This is a genomic window from Krasilnikovia sp. MM14-A1259 (assembly GCF_047159535.1).
Lineage (GTDB): Bacteria > Actinomycetota > Actinomycetes > Mycobacteriales > Micromonosporaceae > Actinoplanes.
In genome coordinates, this window is sequence record NZ_BAAGAJ010000002.1 from 4259385 (window position 1) to 4272684 (window position 13300).

General features: G+C 71.9%; 14 protein-coding genes. 9 read left to right on the forward strand and 5 right to left on the reverse strand.

What is annotated here, in order from left to right:
• Positions 1–28: 28 nt before the first annotated feature.
• Positions 29–913: a LysR family transcriptional regulator gene (locus ACMCNK_RS19220; protein ID WP_412737781.1), complete on the reverse strand. Its 885-nt coding sequence runs from the start codon at positions 911–913 to the stop codon at positions 29–31.
• An 80-nt stretch (positions 914–993) separates the two neighbouring features.
• On the opposite strand from ACMCNK_RS19220, the gene ACMCNK_RS19225 reads away from it, so the two are divergent.
• The 3 genes from ACMCNK_RS19225 (at position 994) to ACMCNK_RS19235 (ending at position 2697) form a co-directional block, all read left to right on the forward strand.
• A complete protein-coding gene (locus ACMCNK_RS19225; protein ID WP_412737782.1) occupies positions 994–1971 on the forward strand; it encodes an aldo/keto reductase in 978 nt (325 codons plus the stop codon).
• 82 nt (positions 1972–2053) lie between these two features.
• Complete coding sequence (locus tag ACMCNK_RS19230) at positions 2054–2263, forward strand: type II toxin-antitoxin system VapB family antitoxin (protein WP_412737783.1); 210 nt, start codon at positions 2054–2056, stop codon at positions 2261–2263.
• A complete protein-coding gene (locus ACMCNK_RS19235) occupies positions 2260–2697 on the forward strand; it encodes a PIN domain-containing protein (protein ID WP_412737784.1) in 438 nt (145 codons plus the stop codon). Before ACMCNK_RS19230 ends, ACMCNK_RS19235 begins: the two co-directional genes overlap by 4 nt.
• Before the next feature lie 15 nt (positions 2698–2712).
• Here the strand turns inward: ACMCNK_RS19235 and ACMCNK_RS19240 are convergent, their stop codons facing one another.
• The 3 genes from ACMCNK_RS19240 to ACMCNK_RS19250 all read right to left on the reverse strand — a co-directional run bounded on the left by ACMCNK_RS19240 (position 2713) and on the right by ACMCNK_RS19250 (position 5107).
• Positions 2713–3195 carry an SRPBCC family protein gene (locus tag ACMCNK_RS19240; RefSeq protein WP_412737785.1) on the reverse strand — a complete coding sequence of 161 codons (483 nt, stop codon included), beginning with the start codon at positions 3193–3195 and terminating at the stop codon, positions 2713–2715.
• Positions 3196–3267: 72 nt separating this feature from the next.
• Positions 3268–4113: a hypothetical protein gene (locus ACMCNK_RS19245; RefSeq protein WP_412737786.1), complete on the reverse strand. Its 846-nt coding sequence runs from the start codon at positions 4111–4113 to the stop codon at positions 3268–3270.
• 112 nt (positions 4114–4225) lie between these two features.
• Entirely contained in the window at positions 4226–5107 is an 882-nt protein-coding gene (locus ACMCNK_RS19250) for a chitosanase (protein WP_412737787.1), read from the reverse strand.
• 272 nt (positions 5108–5379) lie between these two features.
• Between ACMCNK_RS19250 and ACMCNK_RS19255 the strand changes: the two genes are divergently transcribed.
• From ACMCNK_RS19255 to ACMCNK_RS19280, 6 genes are read left to right on the forward strand one after another with little or no spacing between them, the layout of a single operon-like run.
• On the forward strand, positions 5380–6561 hold the full coding sequence (locus ACMCNK_RS19255) for an ROK family protein (protein ID WP_412737788.1): 1182 nt from the start codon (positions 5380–5382) through the stop codon (positions 6559–6561).
• Positions 6562–6601: 40 nt separating this feature from the next.
• The gene (locus tag ACMCNK_RS19260; RefSeq protein ID WP_412737789.1) at positions 6602–7918 is read left to right on the forward strand and encodes an ABC transporter substrate-binding protein; all 1317 of its coding nucleotides are present in this window, start codon (positions 6602–6604) and stop codon (positions 7916–7918) included.
• A gap of 2 nt (positions 7919–7920) precedes the next feature.
• Positions 7921–8862 carry a carbohydrate ABC transporter permease gene (locus ACMCNK_RS19265; protein ID WP_412737790.1) on the forward strand — a complete coding sequence of 314 codons (942 nt, stop codon included), beginning with the start codon at positions 7921–7923 and terminating at the stop codon, positions 8860–8862.
• Entirely contained in the window at positions 8859–9782 is a 924-nt protein-coding gene (locus ACMCNK_RS19270) for a carbohydrate ABC transporter permease (protein WP_412737791.1), read from the forward strand. The genes ACMCNK_RS19265 and ACMCNK_RS19270 overlap by 4 nt, the downstream gene beginning before the upstream one ends.
• Positions 9779–11044 (forward strand): 6-phospho-beta-glucosidase, encoded by a 1266-nt coding sequence (locus ACMCNK_RS19275; protein WP_412737792.1) that lies wholly within the window; start codon positions 9779–9781, stop codon positions 11042–11044. The genes ACMCNK_RS19270 and ACMCNK_RS19275 overlap by 4 nt, the downstream gene beginning before the upstream one ends.
• Positions 11041–12054: an N-acetylglucosamine kinase gene (locus tag ACMCNK_RS19280; protein WP_412737793.1), complete on the forward strand. Its 1014-nt coding sequence runs from the start codon at positions 11041–11043 to the stop codon at positions 12052–12054. Before ACMCNK_RS19275 ends, ACMCNK_RS19280 begins: the two co-directional genes overlap by 4 nt.
• 61 nt (positions 12055–12115) lie before the next feature.
• On the opposite strand, the gene ACMCNK_RS19285 is transcribed toward ACMCNK_RS19280, so the two are convergent.
• Positions 12116–13231 (reverse strand): tetratricopeptide repeat protein, encoded by a 1116-nt coding sequence (locus tag ACMCNK_RS19285; protein WP_412737794.1) that lies wholly within the window; start codon positions 13229–13231, stop codon positions 12116–12118.
• Positions 13232–13300: the final 69 nt, after the last annotated feature.

Genomic DNA, 13300 nt, shown 5'->3' on the forward strand with positions numbered 1-13300 from the left:
GGGGAGCCGGCCGCCCGGCCCCCGCACCTCATGCCGTGGCCAGCTCGATGAGGTGGCCACGGCACGCCTGCGCGGCGGCGGAGAGCCGATGGTCGCGGTGATGGATCAGCCCGATCGGCGGGTGCCCGGGGGCCGGTTCGAGCGTACGCACGACCACCGGTGCCCCGTCGCGCTCCGCGGCCGCCCGGGCCAGCAGCGCCACCCCGAGGCCCGCCCCGACCAGCTCCCGGATGCTGGCCGGGCTGTGGGTCTCGAACTGCACATGCGCCGTGAATCCGGCGGCGGACGCCGCGTCGTCCAGGATGGACCGCAGGCCGCTGCCGGCCGTCAGGCAGACGAACGCCTCGTCCCGGAGCTGGGCGAAACCGACCCGGCGTTCCCGAGCCAGGTGGTGCCCGACCGGCAGCACCACGACGATGTCCTCGTCCGCGATCCGGCGGGCGGAGTACCGCGAGGCGAGGTCGCGGTGAATCGGCCCGAGCACGAAGTCGACGCCGCCGGTGTCCAGCTCGGCGAGCAGTTCGGAGATGAGCCCGGAGCGCAGTGTCAGTGCGACGCCGGGGTATCGGGTGTGGAACCGGGCCAGCGCATCCGGCAGGTCGAACGGGCCCGTCACCGGCGTCGCTCCGATGGTCACCCGGCCGTGCAGCACCGCGGTGAGGTCGGCCAGCTCGGCACGGGCACTGTCCAGTTCGCCGAGCGCCCGCCGGGCCCGGGCCAGGAACAGTTCGCCCGCGTGGGTCAGCGAGACCCGGCGGGTCGTACGGCTGAACAGCGGCACGCCGAGCTCGGTCTCCAAGGCCCGGATCTGGGCGGACACCGCCGACTGCGCGACGTGCAGCTGCTCCGCCGCGCGGGTGAACCCGCCACACCGCGCCACCGCCTCGAAGTACGCGAGTTGCCGTAGCTCCATGCAATTCATCGTGTTGCACGATGAGTCCCAGCGCAAGTACGTCTTGGACATATGAGTACGACCGCGGGAGGCTGGTCGGCATGAAGGCACAACACCTCGGCACGAACGGCCCAGTCTCCTCGGCGATCGGCCTCGGCTGCATGGGCTTCTCCCAGGCGTACGGGGCGGCCGACGACGAGCAGTCCCTGGCCGCCATCCGCGCCGCCCTAGACCTCGGTGTCACCATGATCGACACTGCGATGAGCTACGGGCGCGGCCACAACGAAACGCTCGTCGGCCGGGCTCTCGCCGGGCGCCGCGACGAGGTCGTCCTCGCCACGAAGTTCGGCATCGTCCGCGGCCCGGACGGCGTCCACCTCGACGGCCGCCCCGAGCACGTCCGCGCCTACTGCGAAGCCTCCCTCGAACGACTCGGCACCGACGTCATCGACCTGTACTACCTGCACCGGGTGGACCCCGAGGTGCCGATCGCGGACACCATCGGCGCCATGGCCGAGCTGGTCACCGCCGGCAAGGTGCGCCACCTCGGCGTCTCCGAGGTGAACCCGACCCAGCTGGAGCAGGCCGCGGCCGTCCACCCGATCGCCGCGGTGCAGTTCGAGTGGTCCCTGGCGTGGCGCGAGCCCGAGGACGACGTGGTGCCCACCGCCCGCCGGCTCGACATCGGGCTGGTGCCCTACAGCCCGCTCGGCCGGGGCCTGCTGACCGGTGCGCTGCCGGAAGGGCCGTTCCCCGAGGGCGACTTCCGCGCCTCGGATCCCCGCTTCGCCGGCGACAACCTGGCCCGGAACCTCGCGATGGTGCAGGTCCTCGAAAAGCTCGCCGACCAGCACGGGGTCGCGACCGGCCAGCTGGCGCTCGCCTGGTTGCTCGCACAGGGCCCGGACGTGGTGCCCATTCCCGGCTCACGCAACCCCGGAAGGGTCGCGGAGAACGCGGGTGCCGCCGCCGTGCAGCTGTCCCCGGCCGATCTGGCCGCGCTGGAGGATGCCGCTCCGCGGCGGGCCTGGCACGGCAACCGCCAGTCGTTCGCCGCGTACGGCCTCGACCGCACCTGACGGCCCAGCGATCGGCGCCGGCGCCCGATCGGGCCACCCATCATGTTGCCGAGGATATATATGCGACTGTACTGTCGAATATATGAAGACGATGATCGACCTGGACGACGAGGCACTCGCCCGGGCCGCGAAGGAGCTGGGCACGACGACCAAGAAGGACACCGTCAACGCGGCCCTCGACTTCGTGGCCAACCGGCGTCTGCGCATCGAACTGCTTCTCAATGATCCGCACGCACTGGGTGTCGGCGCCGACATCACCGACCCGGAGGTCATGCGGCAGGCTCGTCGGTGACCATTCCGGTGGGTCCGGGCCAGCTCTACCTGATCGACACATCGGCGCAGGCCCGGACCAACAACGTGCAGGTCCGTACGGTCATCGCCGGGCTCATCGCGGACCGCGCCGCGGCGACATGCGTCACCGTCGATCTGGAGGCGGGCTACTCCGGGCGAGACGCCACCGCGGTGCGCATCATCGCGGAGCGCCGGCGCGACCTGTACGTGCTCTTGCCGATCAGCGAGGCCATCGCCCAGCGGGCCCGGGAGGTCCAGATCCGCATGGCCGCCCGCGGCCACCATCGCGCTGCCGGGGTCATCGACCTGCTCACCGCAGCGATCGCCGAGCACCACGGCGCCGTCATCCTGCATTACGACGCCGACTTCGAGCACATCGCCGCAGTCACCGGCCAGCCTCAGGGCTGGATCGTGCCCCGCGGCAGCGTCGACTGACGTACGCCCGTGCGGTCAGGCGGCTTCGGTGGAGGAGTGCGCGGCGGCGTGGGCCAGGTCGTCCAGGTCCTGGCGCAGCGCGCCCTCGACCGTACGGGCAGCCAGCCCGCCGAAGACCAGCGCGAGCAGGCGCCCCCGGGGCTCGGTCGGAGTGCCGTCCTGGACCGCCGCGACCATGGTGCCGCCGGAGTGCCGGCCCGACTCCACGGGCGCGAACGCGTACGTCATGCGGTAGTCCGCGCCGATCCCGGGCGATTCGACGACGAACTGCTCGGGGGCCGCGCACTCGCGGACCCGGAACTCCTCGGTGATTTCGGTGCCGTCGGCCATGGTGCGGGCCTCGCGCCAGGCGGTGCCGGTCCCGAAGTCGCCACGCGTAAGTGGCTCGACCCGGTGAACCGTGGACAACCATTCCGCCCGGCGGGACAGATCCGTGAAGACCCGCCAGACTTCACTGACCGGCGCCTCGACCAATCGAGTGACCGCGACCGTCGACATAGCGTGACCTCCCGGATACACCGTACGGGTGGGTAGCAGTTCCGGACAGCGATTACCCGATGAGCCTCCGGCTCACTCGAATCCCCCGTTGATCATGCCCACCCGGATGAGTTCGGTGAGCGGGTCGCGGATGTCGCGGGCACCGAAGCCGGCCAGCAGCGGGCGCGGTCCGTCCCGGCGGACGCGGGCAGGCTCCATGAGCGGCACCGGGTGGGTCGCGGCGAGCACCTCGGCGACCTCGGCGACCTCGGCCCCGTCGACCGCGGTGATGCAGCCGACGAGCACGTTGAGGAAGCCGTGGTGGGTGAATCCGGTCTCGGGGTCGGTGTGCCGCAACGCGTGACGCTGCCCGACCGCCAGCTTGAACGGCAGGTCACGGTCGCGGCAGGCGCAGATCACCGCGGCCAGCTCGACCGGGGTGGGGAACAGCTCGGCGGCGAGGCCGCCCACGCGGAACTTCGCGCCGATCCGCTGCCCGCTGCTACGACCCTCGGCGACCGTGTCGAGCGCGGCGAGCAGGCCCCAGCTGAGCGGGATCTCGGCGTACACATCGAGATCGGGTTGTGCGGTGGCGAGCGCGCGCAGCTCGCGCAGGCCGGGCTGCGGGTCCTCGCCGCGGCGGGCGACCGCCGCCTCGACCTGGCACACCACGGCCCCGGCGTCGCGCAGCCCGGCGATCGCGGCCCCCAGGCCGTCGATCGCGGAGTCGCAGACGACGCCGACCGCCAGGTCACCGACGGGTGGGGTCCGACGGGCGAGCGACGACGGTACGAGCAGGGAGCCGAGCAGCGGCGCATACCACGCGGCGGCGTGCGCGCGGTACGCCGCCGCCGCGGCGCCGGCGTCGGTGTCGTTCGGCGGCAGCAGGACGGCGTCATCGACGAGTCCCGCAAAGAGCGGCGGCACCAGCGTTGACACGAATAATGAACCTAATGGACGTTTCGAGAAGCGGACAACACCGTCCGTCATGTGACTTTCACAGCGGGTCGGGCGGGCGGTCGGCGCGAACGTCCCGCCCGCCCGAACCGGTCTAGCCGATGTGGTAGTGGTCGCCGTACACGGCGAAGTCGAGCGGGGTGTCCAGGTCGAGGTTGCCGTTGCGCAGGAAGACGCGCTGGGCGGTGTCGACGCGTGACGTGTCCGAGTGCGCCTCCTCCTTCTTCATCTCGGCGACCCGCTCGTCCAGGAAGGCATTGAGCCACGTGGTCTCGTTGCCGCCCTGGGCGGGCGGCTTCGCCTTACGCAGGGCGCGGCTGCGGATCGCCGCCATGCCGTCGGGACCGTGCATGACGGCCGCGTCGTAGTACGCGAACTGCCCGAGCGCGCGTACCCCGTCGGACTTGCCGCGGGACACGGCCGGGTTGAAGTACACCCGGTCACGCTCGGCCTCCTGGGCGGCCTGGAACACGGGGTCCTTGGCGGCGGCGCGCCAATCCTTGGGGAAGTTCGGGTCGAGCCCGGCGTGCGAGTCGGTGCCGTTCACCTTGCGCAGCGCGGGCAGGTACTTGGCCAGGACGTTCGACGGCTTGGTATTGGTGTACGCCTCGACGAGTTCCAGCATGTCGCCCGTGCCGGAGCAGAAGCCGATGATGCCGGCGGTGTAGCCGCGCCCGTCGTCGATGTCCTCGATGTACGGGAACTGGGCCCGCCAGTCGAGGGACGAGTTCTCGGCGGCCGAGACGATCTGCATCGCGACCTCCTTCTTCGCCGGATCGTCGAGGTTCTTCCGCGCCGCCGCTACCGGACGGGCCACGGCCGGGTCGACGGCGACCACATGACCGGCGGCGGGCCGGGCGGCGGGCGCGGTCGCGGCGTCCGCGGGCAGCAGGCCGTACGCGAGGGCGGCACCGGGGACGAGCAGGCCGGCGGCGACGTACGCCGCGGTGCGACGGCGGTGGATGGGGGTGGTCATTGCGCTCCTTGGGGGTGAGGGATGGACGCGCAGGATCGGCACCGGCGACGGGCGGTGGGGTTGCGCCGCCGCCGGCGATGGGTGGTGACGCTACGACAGTTAAAGATGTTAATCAATAATCGTAAGAGAGTTTTATGATTCCTCGGCGATTGACAGCCCGATGGGCGGTTCAGGACGATTCGTTCATCGATCAGGACCTTGACAGTCGCGCCGGCCCCGGCCTACCGTCCGAGCTAATTGTTAGCCAGTTTGCCTATCAGGTGGGGGCCACCGTGTCGCGTCTCGCCGGTTCGTCCAAGCTGCTCCGCGCCATGAACGAGAGCGCGGCCCTGGCCCACCTGCTCGAACCCGGCACCCTGACCCGCTCCGACCTGCGGAAACTCACCAAACTCAGCACGCCGACCATCTCCGAGGTGCTGCGCCGGCTCACCGAGTCCGGTCTGGTCACCGTCGTCGGGCACAACAGCGGGCGCCCCGGACCCAACGCGGAGCTGTACGCGGTCAACCCCGACGCGGCGTACGCGGCAGCGGTGTCCATCCGCGACATCGGTCCCAGCGACGCCCCGTCCGTGGCCGCCGCGCTGTGCGACCTGACCGGCGTCATCCGCTCCCGGACCGAACTGCGCGTCGACTTCCTGCGCACCGACCCGAAGTCCGCCGTGCTCGACGCGGTGTCCACGCTGGGCCGCGACAGCGGGGTGCCACCCGAGCACATCCGCCACGTGCAGCTCGGCGTCGCCGGCTCGTACGACAGCCGGGCCCACACCATCCGGCACGTCGACGTGCCCGGCCTCGGGCGCACCGGGCTGGTGCCGGAGATCGCCGCGGCGCTGGGCACCCACGTGGGCGTCGACAACGACGTGAACCTCGCCGCGATCGCGGAACGCCGCCGCGGCGTGGCCGGCGAGTCCGACGGCTTCGCCCTGCTCTGGCTCGGGCTCGAAGGGCTCGGCCTGGCCATCGACATCGCGGGCACCCTGATGCGCGGCGCCCGCGGGGGCGCGGGCGAGATCGGCTACATGCCGCTGTACGCCCCGGACTCCACGCACCGCAAAGTGGACCTGCAGGACCTGGTCGGCGGCGCGGCCGTGCTCGCCCTGGCCCAGGATCACGGCGTGCCGGGGCGTACCCCGCCCGAGGTGGTCCGCGCCGCCGCCGCCGACCCGGAGGCCGCGGGCGAATTCCTGCCCCGGCTCGCCGACCGCATCGCGGTCGGCCTGGCCGCGGTCATCGCGGTCCTCGACCCCAGCCTCGTGGTGCTCGCCGGCCCGGTCGCGCAGGCCGGCGGCCGGACGCTGCTGGCCGCGGTCGAGAGCGCCCTGCACCGGGCCGCGCCGCTGGAGAGCACGGTCGCGGTCACCACCATCGACGACGACGCGGTGCTGCTCGGCGCGCTGGACGCCGGCCTGGCCGCCGTGCGCGAAGCGCTCATCGCGTCCATCCGCGACAACTGATCCCCAACCCCTCAAGGAAAACCCGGGAAGGACCCCCCTCATGAACACCCGGATACCGCGCGCCCTTTTTGCCCTGACAGCCGCCGTGACACTGACCGCGGGGTGCACCCCCGCACCTCCCGAGAACAAGATCGCCGACCCCGGCACGGAGGTGTCCGGCACCGTCGAGCTGTGGCACTTCTTCACCGAACGGGAGGCCGCCGCGATCGACGCGGTCGTCAAGGACTTCGAGGCCGGCCACCCGAAAATCAAGGTGACCGTGAAGTCCGGCCAGGACGACTCGAAGGTCACCCAGGCCATCGGCGCGGGCAACGGACCCGACATCGGCCTGTCGTACTCCACCGACATCGTGGGCAAGTTCTGCGCCTCCGGTGCCTGGGTCGACCTCACCCCGTACCTCAAGCGGGACAACGTGGACCTGTCCGGGCTGAACCCCACCACCCGGCAGTACACCGAGTACGGCGGGAAGCGGTGCGCGATGCCGTTCCTCGCGGACGCGTACGGGCTGTTCTACAACAAGGACCTGTTCGCCAAGGCAGGCATCACGAGGCCCCCGAAGACCCTCGACGAACTGAGCGAGGACGCCAAGAAGCTGACCGTACGCAACCCCGACGGCTCACTGAAACAGGTCGGTTTCCTGCCCCTGTTCGACTTCTACGAGAACGCCGCCGCGCACCTCGCCCCCGCGGTCGGCGCCAAGTGGCTGACCGCCGACGGCAAGTCCGCGATCGGCGCCGACCCGGCCTGGAAAACGCTGCTCGCCTGGCAGAAGAGCCTCGTGGACTGGTACGGCTACGACAACCTGCAGAAGTTCCGGGCCGGCCTGGGCGACGAGTTCAGCGCGGACAACGCGTTCCAGAAGGGTCAGGTGGCGATCAACATCGACGCCGAGTACCGGCTCGCCTTCCTCAAGGACCAGGCCCCGAAGCTCAGCTACGGGGTGGCCCCGCTGCCGACCACCGACCCCGCCCGGTACGGCGCCGGATACGTCACCGGCAACATCCTCGGCATCGCCAAGAACGCCAAGAACCCCGAGGCGGCCTGGGAACTCATCAAGTACCTGACGACCAACGACAAGACGATCGTCAAGCTGGCCAACTCGCTGCGCAACATCCCCACCACGACCGCTGCCGCGGCCGATCCGGCGCTGCAGATGGATCCCGCGTTCAAGACGTTCCTGGACATCTTCGCCAACCCGAACTCGTCCACCACCCCGCCGTCCGCGTCCGGGCCCGCGTACCAGGAGACCTTCGGCACGTTCGTGACCAGCTGGCAGGCGGGCAAGGTGGCCGACCTGAACGCCGGGCTGGCCGAGGCGGACAAGCAGGTCAACAGCGTCATGACGCTGGGCGGCTGACGATGAGCGCGAAACCCCTGGCGGTCCGGGCCCGGCAGCACGCCACCACGCTGTCGTTCCTCGCCCCGGCCCTGATCGGCATCGTGCTGTTCTTCGGATATCCGCTGGTGTCCGCGGTGTACTTCTCGTTCACCAAGTTCGACCTGCTGTCCGTGCCGCAGTGGGTCGGGCTGGACAACTACCGGCGGATGGCCGACGACCCGTTCCTGCTCCAGGCCGTCCGCAACACGCTGTGGATGGTGGCGGTCTTCGTCCCCGTACGCATCATCAGCGCGATCGGCCTGGCGGTGCTGCTCACCCAGCTCAAACGCGGCGCCGGGTTCTTCCGCACGGTCTTCTTCCTGCCCGCGCTGGCGCCGCCGGTGGCGGCCACGATCGCGTTCGTCTACCTGCTCAAACCGGGCACCGGGCCGGTCAACACCGCCCTGGCGCACCTGGGCATCGACGGGCCGCTGTGGTTCAACTCGCCGGAATGGGCGAAGCCGTCGCTGGTGCTGCTCGGCCTGTGGGGCATCGGCGACCTGATGGTCATTTTCCTGGCCGGGGTGCTGGGCGTGCCCACCAGCCTGTACGAGGCCGCCGCGCTGGACGGCGCGAACGCCTGGCACCGCTTCCGGTACGTCACCATTCCGACGATCCGCCCGGTGATCCTGTTCGCCGCGGTGACCGGGGTCATCTACACGCTGCAGTACTTCGACCAGGCCGCGGTGGCGGGCTCGATCGCCAGCGGGCAGGCCACCACGGGTGCCGGGATCTCGCAGTCGTTCGGCTTCCCGGAGGGTTCCACGTTCACGTACCCGCTGTGGCTGTACACGGTCGGGTTCCGCTACAACGCGCTCGGCTACGCCAACGCGCTGGCGGTCGCGCTGTTCGCCGTGGCGTTCGCGGTGACGGTCATCCTGCTGCGCCGCGCCAAGGCGTTCTCCGGGGAGGAGACATCGTGAGCGACCGCATCGCAGGCAACGAAGGCGGCACCATGACCGCGGTGCTCGACGCGCCGCCCGCGCCGACAGACACCCCGCCTGCCGTGCGGCGGGCCAAGCGGCAGGACCGGCTGGTGTGGATCGCCCGGCACAGCGTCGCCATCGCGCTGGCCATCATGTTCCTCACCCCGGTGGTCTACCTCGTGCTGATCTCACTGATGACCAGCAACCAGGCCCTGACCAGCGACTACTGGCCCAACTCCTGGCACCCCGAGAACTACGTGCGGGTCTTCCAGGTCACCCCGCTGCCGCGCTACCTGCTCAACACGCTGCTGTACGCGGTCACCGCGACCGTACTGATGCTGCTGTCCAGCGTCCCCGCCGCGTACGCCCTGGCCAAGCTGCGCTTCCGCGGCCGCAACGCGTTGTTCCTGGTCATCATCTGCGTAATGATGCTGCCCCCGCAGGTGGTGACCGTCCCGCTCTACCTGATGTGGGCCCGGTACGGCCTCACCGGCTCGCTGTGGCCGCTGATCCTGCCGATGCTGTTCGGCGACGCGTTCGCCATCTTCCTGCTGCGCCAGTTCCTGCTGACCATCCCGGACGAGTACCTGGACGCGGCGAAGGTCGACGGCTGCGGCGAATGGGGCACGCTGATCCGGGTCGTGCTGCCGATGGCCCGCCCCGGCATCGCGGCCGCCGGGCTGTTCCAGTTCTTCTACTGCTGGAACGACTACTACGGCCCGCTGCTCTACACCAGCGAGAACGAGCAGGCGTGGACGCTGTCGCTCGGGCTCGCTTCGTTCCACAGTGTCCACCACGTCGACTGGAACCTGGTCATCGCGGCCACCGTGCTGACCATGGCGCCGATAGTCGTCGTGTTCTTCTTCGCCCAGCGCGCGTTCGTGCAGGGCGTCACGCTCACGGGAGTCAAAGGATGAGGATCGCTGTCGTCGGCGGCGGATCGACGTACACGCCGGAACTGGTGGACGGGTTCGCCCGGCTGCGCGACTCCGGCCTCCAGGTCGACGAGCTGGTGCTGATCGACCCGGCCGCGGACCGGCTGGAGATCGTCGGGGGGTTCGCGGCACGCATCTTGGCCGCGTACGGCCACCCCGGCAAGGTGACCTGGACGACCGACCTGGACGCCGGGGTCACCGACGCCGACGTGGCGCTGATCCAGCTGCGGGTCGGCGGGCAGTCCGCAAGGATCAGCGACGAGACGTTCCCGCTCGACTGCGGCTGCGTCGGGCAGGAGACCACGGGGGCGGGCGGGCTCGCGAAAGCGTTGCGTACGGTGCCGGTCGTGCTCGACGTCGCCGAGCGCGTACGCAAGCGGGCCCGCCCGGGTGCCTGGATCGTCGACTTCACCAACCCCGTCGGCATCGTCACGCGGGCGCTGCTCGACGCGGGTCACCGCGCGGTCGGCCTGTGCAACGTGGCGATCGGCTTCCAGCGCCGCTTCGCCGGATACCTGGGCGTCGACCCCGCGGCCGTGGTGCTCGACCACGTCGGCCTCAACCACCTGACGTGGGAACGCGCCGCGTACGTCGACGGGGTCGACCGGCTGCCCGAGCTGCTCGCCGCGTACCGCGCCGAACTGGCCGCCGAGGTGGAGATCGACGAACCGGTGCTGGCCGCGCTGGACTGCGTACCGTCGTACTACCTCTCGTACTACTACGGCCACGACCGCGTCGTGCGCGCCGAGCGCGGTGCACCCACCCGCGGCGCGCAGGTCGCGCGGATCGAGGCGGAACTGCTGGAGATGTACCGGGATCCGGCGCTGACCGCGAAGCCCGCGCTGCTCGGCGAGCGCGGCGGCGCGTACTACTCCGAGGCCGCGGTCGGCCTCATCGCGGCCCTGCACGGCTTGGACCCCGGTGGGGTGCACTCGGTGAACGTCCGCAACGACGGCACCCTGCCGTTCCTGCCTGCCAACGCGGTCGTCGAGGTCTCGGCCCGGGTCGGCCCGGGCGGCCCGGCGCCGTTGCCGGTCCGGCCGGTCGCGCCCGACCAGGCCGGGCTCATCGCCCACGTCTCCGGGTACGAGGAACTGGCGCTGGACGCGGCGCTGCGCGGCGGCCGTGAACGGGTGTACCGGGCCCTGCTCGCGCACCCCCTGGTCGGCCAGCACGAGTACGCGGACGCGCTGACCGGCAAGCTCATCGCCGCCGGCGGCGAGCACCTGGCCTGGGCCCGATGACCCTGTTCCTCGCCGTCGACGGCGGCAACTCCAAGACCGACGTCGTGCTGGGCACCGCCGACGGGCGGGTGCTCGGCCACGCCCGCGGCGGCACGTCCTCCCCGCACGCGCTCGGCCTGCCCGGCGCGGTACGCGTACTCGACTCCCTGATCGCGACGGCACGTGTCCGGGCCGGAGTGCCCGCCGCGACCCCGGTCGACCTGGCGGCCGTCTACCTGGCCGGGGCGGACCTGCCGGTCGAGGTGGACGGGCTGCACGCCGCGGTCGCGGAACGCGACTGGGCCCGCCGGTACGTCGTCGACAACGACTGCTTCGCGCTGCTGCGGGCCGGCACCGCCATGCCGGACGCGGTGGCGGTGGTGTGCGGGGCGGGCAACAACTGCGTGGGCCGGGCCGCCGACGGCCGTACCGCCCGCTTCCCGTCGCTGGGCCCCATCTCCGGCGACTGGGGCGGCGGCCACGACCTCGCCGAGCACACCCTGCGGTACGCCGCCCGCGGCGAGGACGGCCGCGGCGAACCGACCAGACTCAGCGACGCCGTGGCCCGGCACTTCGGGCGGCGCACCGTGGAGCAGGTCAGCATCGCGCTGCACCTGGGCGAACTGCCCCGCCATGCCGTGTACGAGCTGACCCCGCTGCTGTTCGAGATCGCCGCCGTGGGCGACCCCGTGGCCGTACGGCTGGTCCAGCGGCAGGCCGACGAGATCCTCGCCCAGCACCGGGTGGCCGCGGGCCGCCTCGGGCTGATCGCGGCCCCGCACGCGCTCGTGCTGGGCGGCGGTGTCCTGCGCGCGCGGCACCCCGTTCTGCACGAGCGCATCGTGGCGGGTGCCCGCGCCGAGGCTCCCCGGGCCGAGGTAAGCGTGGTGACCGACCCGCCGGTCGCGGGCGCCGCACTGCTGGCGCTGGACGCGCTGACCGGCGGCCCGACGCCGGGACCGGTCGAGCACGCCGTACGCACCGCGATCCGCGGCGCCGCCGCACCCGCGGAGGTACCCGTCACGCTGTGACGCTGGGTGGGCGCCCCAGCACCGCGCGAGGCGGACGGGACCCGTGACGCGGTGCGGCGGTTCAGCGCCGGGCGAGGACGAACAACTCAGCCAGCGCAGCGGTGATCATGGCGGCCACCAGCGTGACCACGCCGCCCAACGCGGCGTGCAGGACGACCAGCAACGGGGCCGCCCCGGCCAGGTACGCCGCCGCCGCGAGCGGTTGATCCCCGGCCCGCACGCGGCGCAGCGCCGCACCCAGCGGCTCGGTGAGCCGCCGGGTCAGCCAAACCGTGACCGCGACCAGGATCAGCACACCGATCACCCCGGCCCAGACCCGGGACGCGCCGGGGCTGGCCAACCGCATGAGGCCGGTGAGCAATCCGGCGACCAGGACGGCGTTCGCGCCGTACAGCACGGCCTGGCGGACCGCCGCGGCGGAGTCCGGTCCCGGGTCGAGCACCGGACCGGCCGGGCGGACCACGGCCGGGAGTTGCGGGGCCGCGGGCGCCGCGAGTGCGGCGTCCGCCGTGTCGGGTGCAGGCGGCTGGGCCAGCGCGGCCTCGTCCGCGAGTTCCTCCAGGGCGCGGGCCCACCGGCGGCGCTCCAGCCGGACGATGCCGACCTCCCGCTGAGCTTCGCCGAGCGCCTCGTCCAGGTCCAGCGCCTCCGCGTACGCCCGCTGCGCCAGATCGAACAGGCGCAACCGGGCGGCCACGACCGCGAGCACGAGGTGCGCCTCGCCGTCGGCGGGCGCGATCCGCACGCCGTGCCACGCGGCGTTGAGCGCTTCCTGGCCGTTGCGCGCCTCACTGAGCAGCGCCGCGCCGGTGCGCTGCGCGTACGGGTCGGCCGGCCAGCGGCCGAGGATCGCCCCGGCCACCTGGGCGGCCTCGGCGAACCGGCGGTTGTCGACCAGCGCCATCCCGCGGGCGACCAGCCCGTCCACCCGGTCCGGCCCGGCCGCGACGGCCTGCTCGGCGGCGACGAGCGCCTCGACGGGCTGCTCCGCCACGAGGTGGACCCGGGCAAGCGTGGCCAGCAGCGCGGGGTCGGCAGGTGCGGCGGCGAGAGCGGCGGCCAGTTCCCCGGCCGCCTCGTCGTAGCGGCCCAGATCGGCCAACAGCAGCGACCGTTGCCGGTACTCCTCGGGGGTGGTCTCCGGCTCGAACGGAACCGACGCGGCATCGCTGGACACGACGCCAGCTTATGAGGCACTCACCAGAAATGCGCGGCCCCTAAAATCAGCGGCCCATGATCCGCATCA

Excerpts from the sequence above, each read along its gene's own strand:
- ACMCNK_RS19220 (WP_412737781.1), bottom strand. The coding sequence starts at position 913 with ATGGAGCTACGGCAACTCGCGTACTTCGAGGCGGTGGCGCGGTGTGGC.
- ACMCNK_RS19225 (WP_412737782.1), top strand. The coding sequence starts at position 994 with ATGAAGGCACAACACCTCGGCACGAACGGCCCAGTCTCCTCGGCGATC.
- ACMCNK_RS19230 (WP_412737783.1), top strand. The coding sequence starts at position 2,054 with ATGAAGACGATGATCGACCTGGACGACGAGGCACTCGCCCGGGCCGCG.
- ACMCNK_RS19240 (WP_412737785.1), bottom strand. The coding sequence starts at position 3,195 with ATGTCGACGGTCGCGGTCACTCGATTGGTCGAGGCGCCGGTCAGTGAA.
- ACMCNK_RS19250 (WP_412737787.1), bottom strand. The coding sequence starts at position 5,107 with ATGACCACCCCCATCCACCGCCGTCGCACCGCGGCGTACGTCGCCGCC.
- ACMCNK_RS19260 (WP_412737789.1), top strand. The coding sequence starts at position 6,602 with ATGAACACCCGGATACCGCGCGCCCTTTTTGCCCTGACAGCCGCCGTG.
- ACMCNK_RS19265 (WP_412737790.1), top strand. The coding sequence starts at position 7,921 with ATGAGCGCGAAACCCCTGGCGGTCCGGGCCCGGCAGCACGCCACCACG.
- ACMCNK_RS19275 (WP_412737792.1), top strand. The coding sequence starts at position 9,779 with ATGAGGATCGCTGTCGTCGGCGGCGGATCGACGTACACGCCGGAACTG.
- ACMCNK_RS19280 (WP_412737793.1), top strand. The coding sequence starts at position 11,041 with ATGACCCTGTTCCTCGCCGTCGACGGCGGCAACTCCAAGACCGACGTC.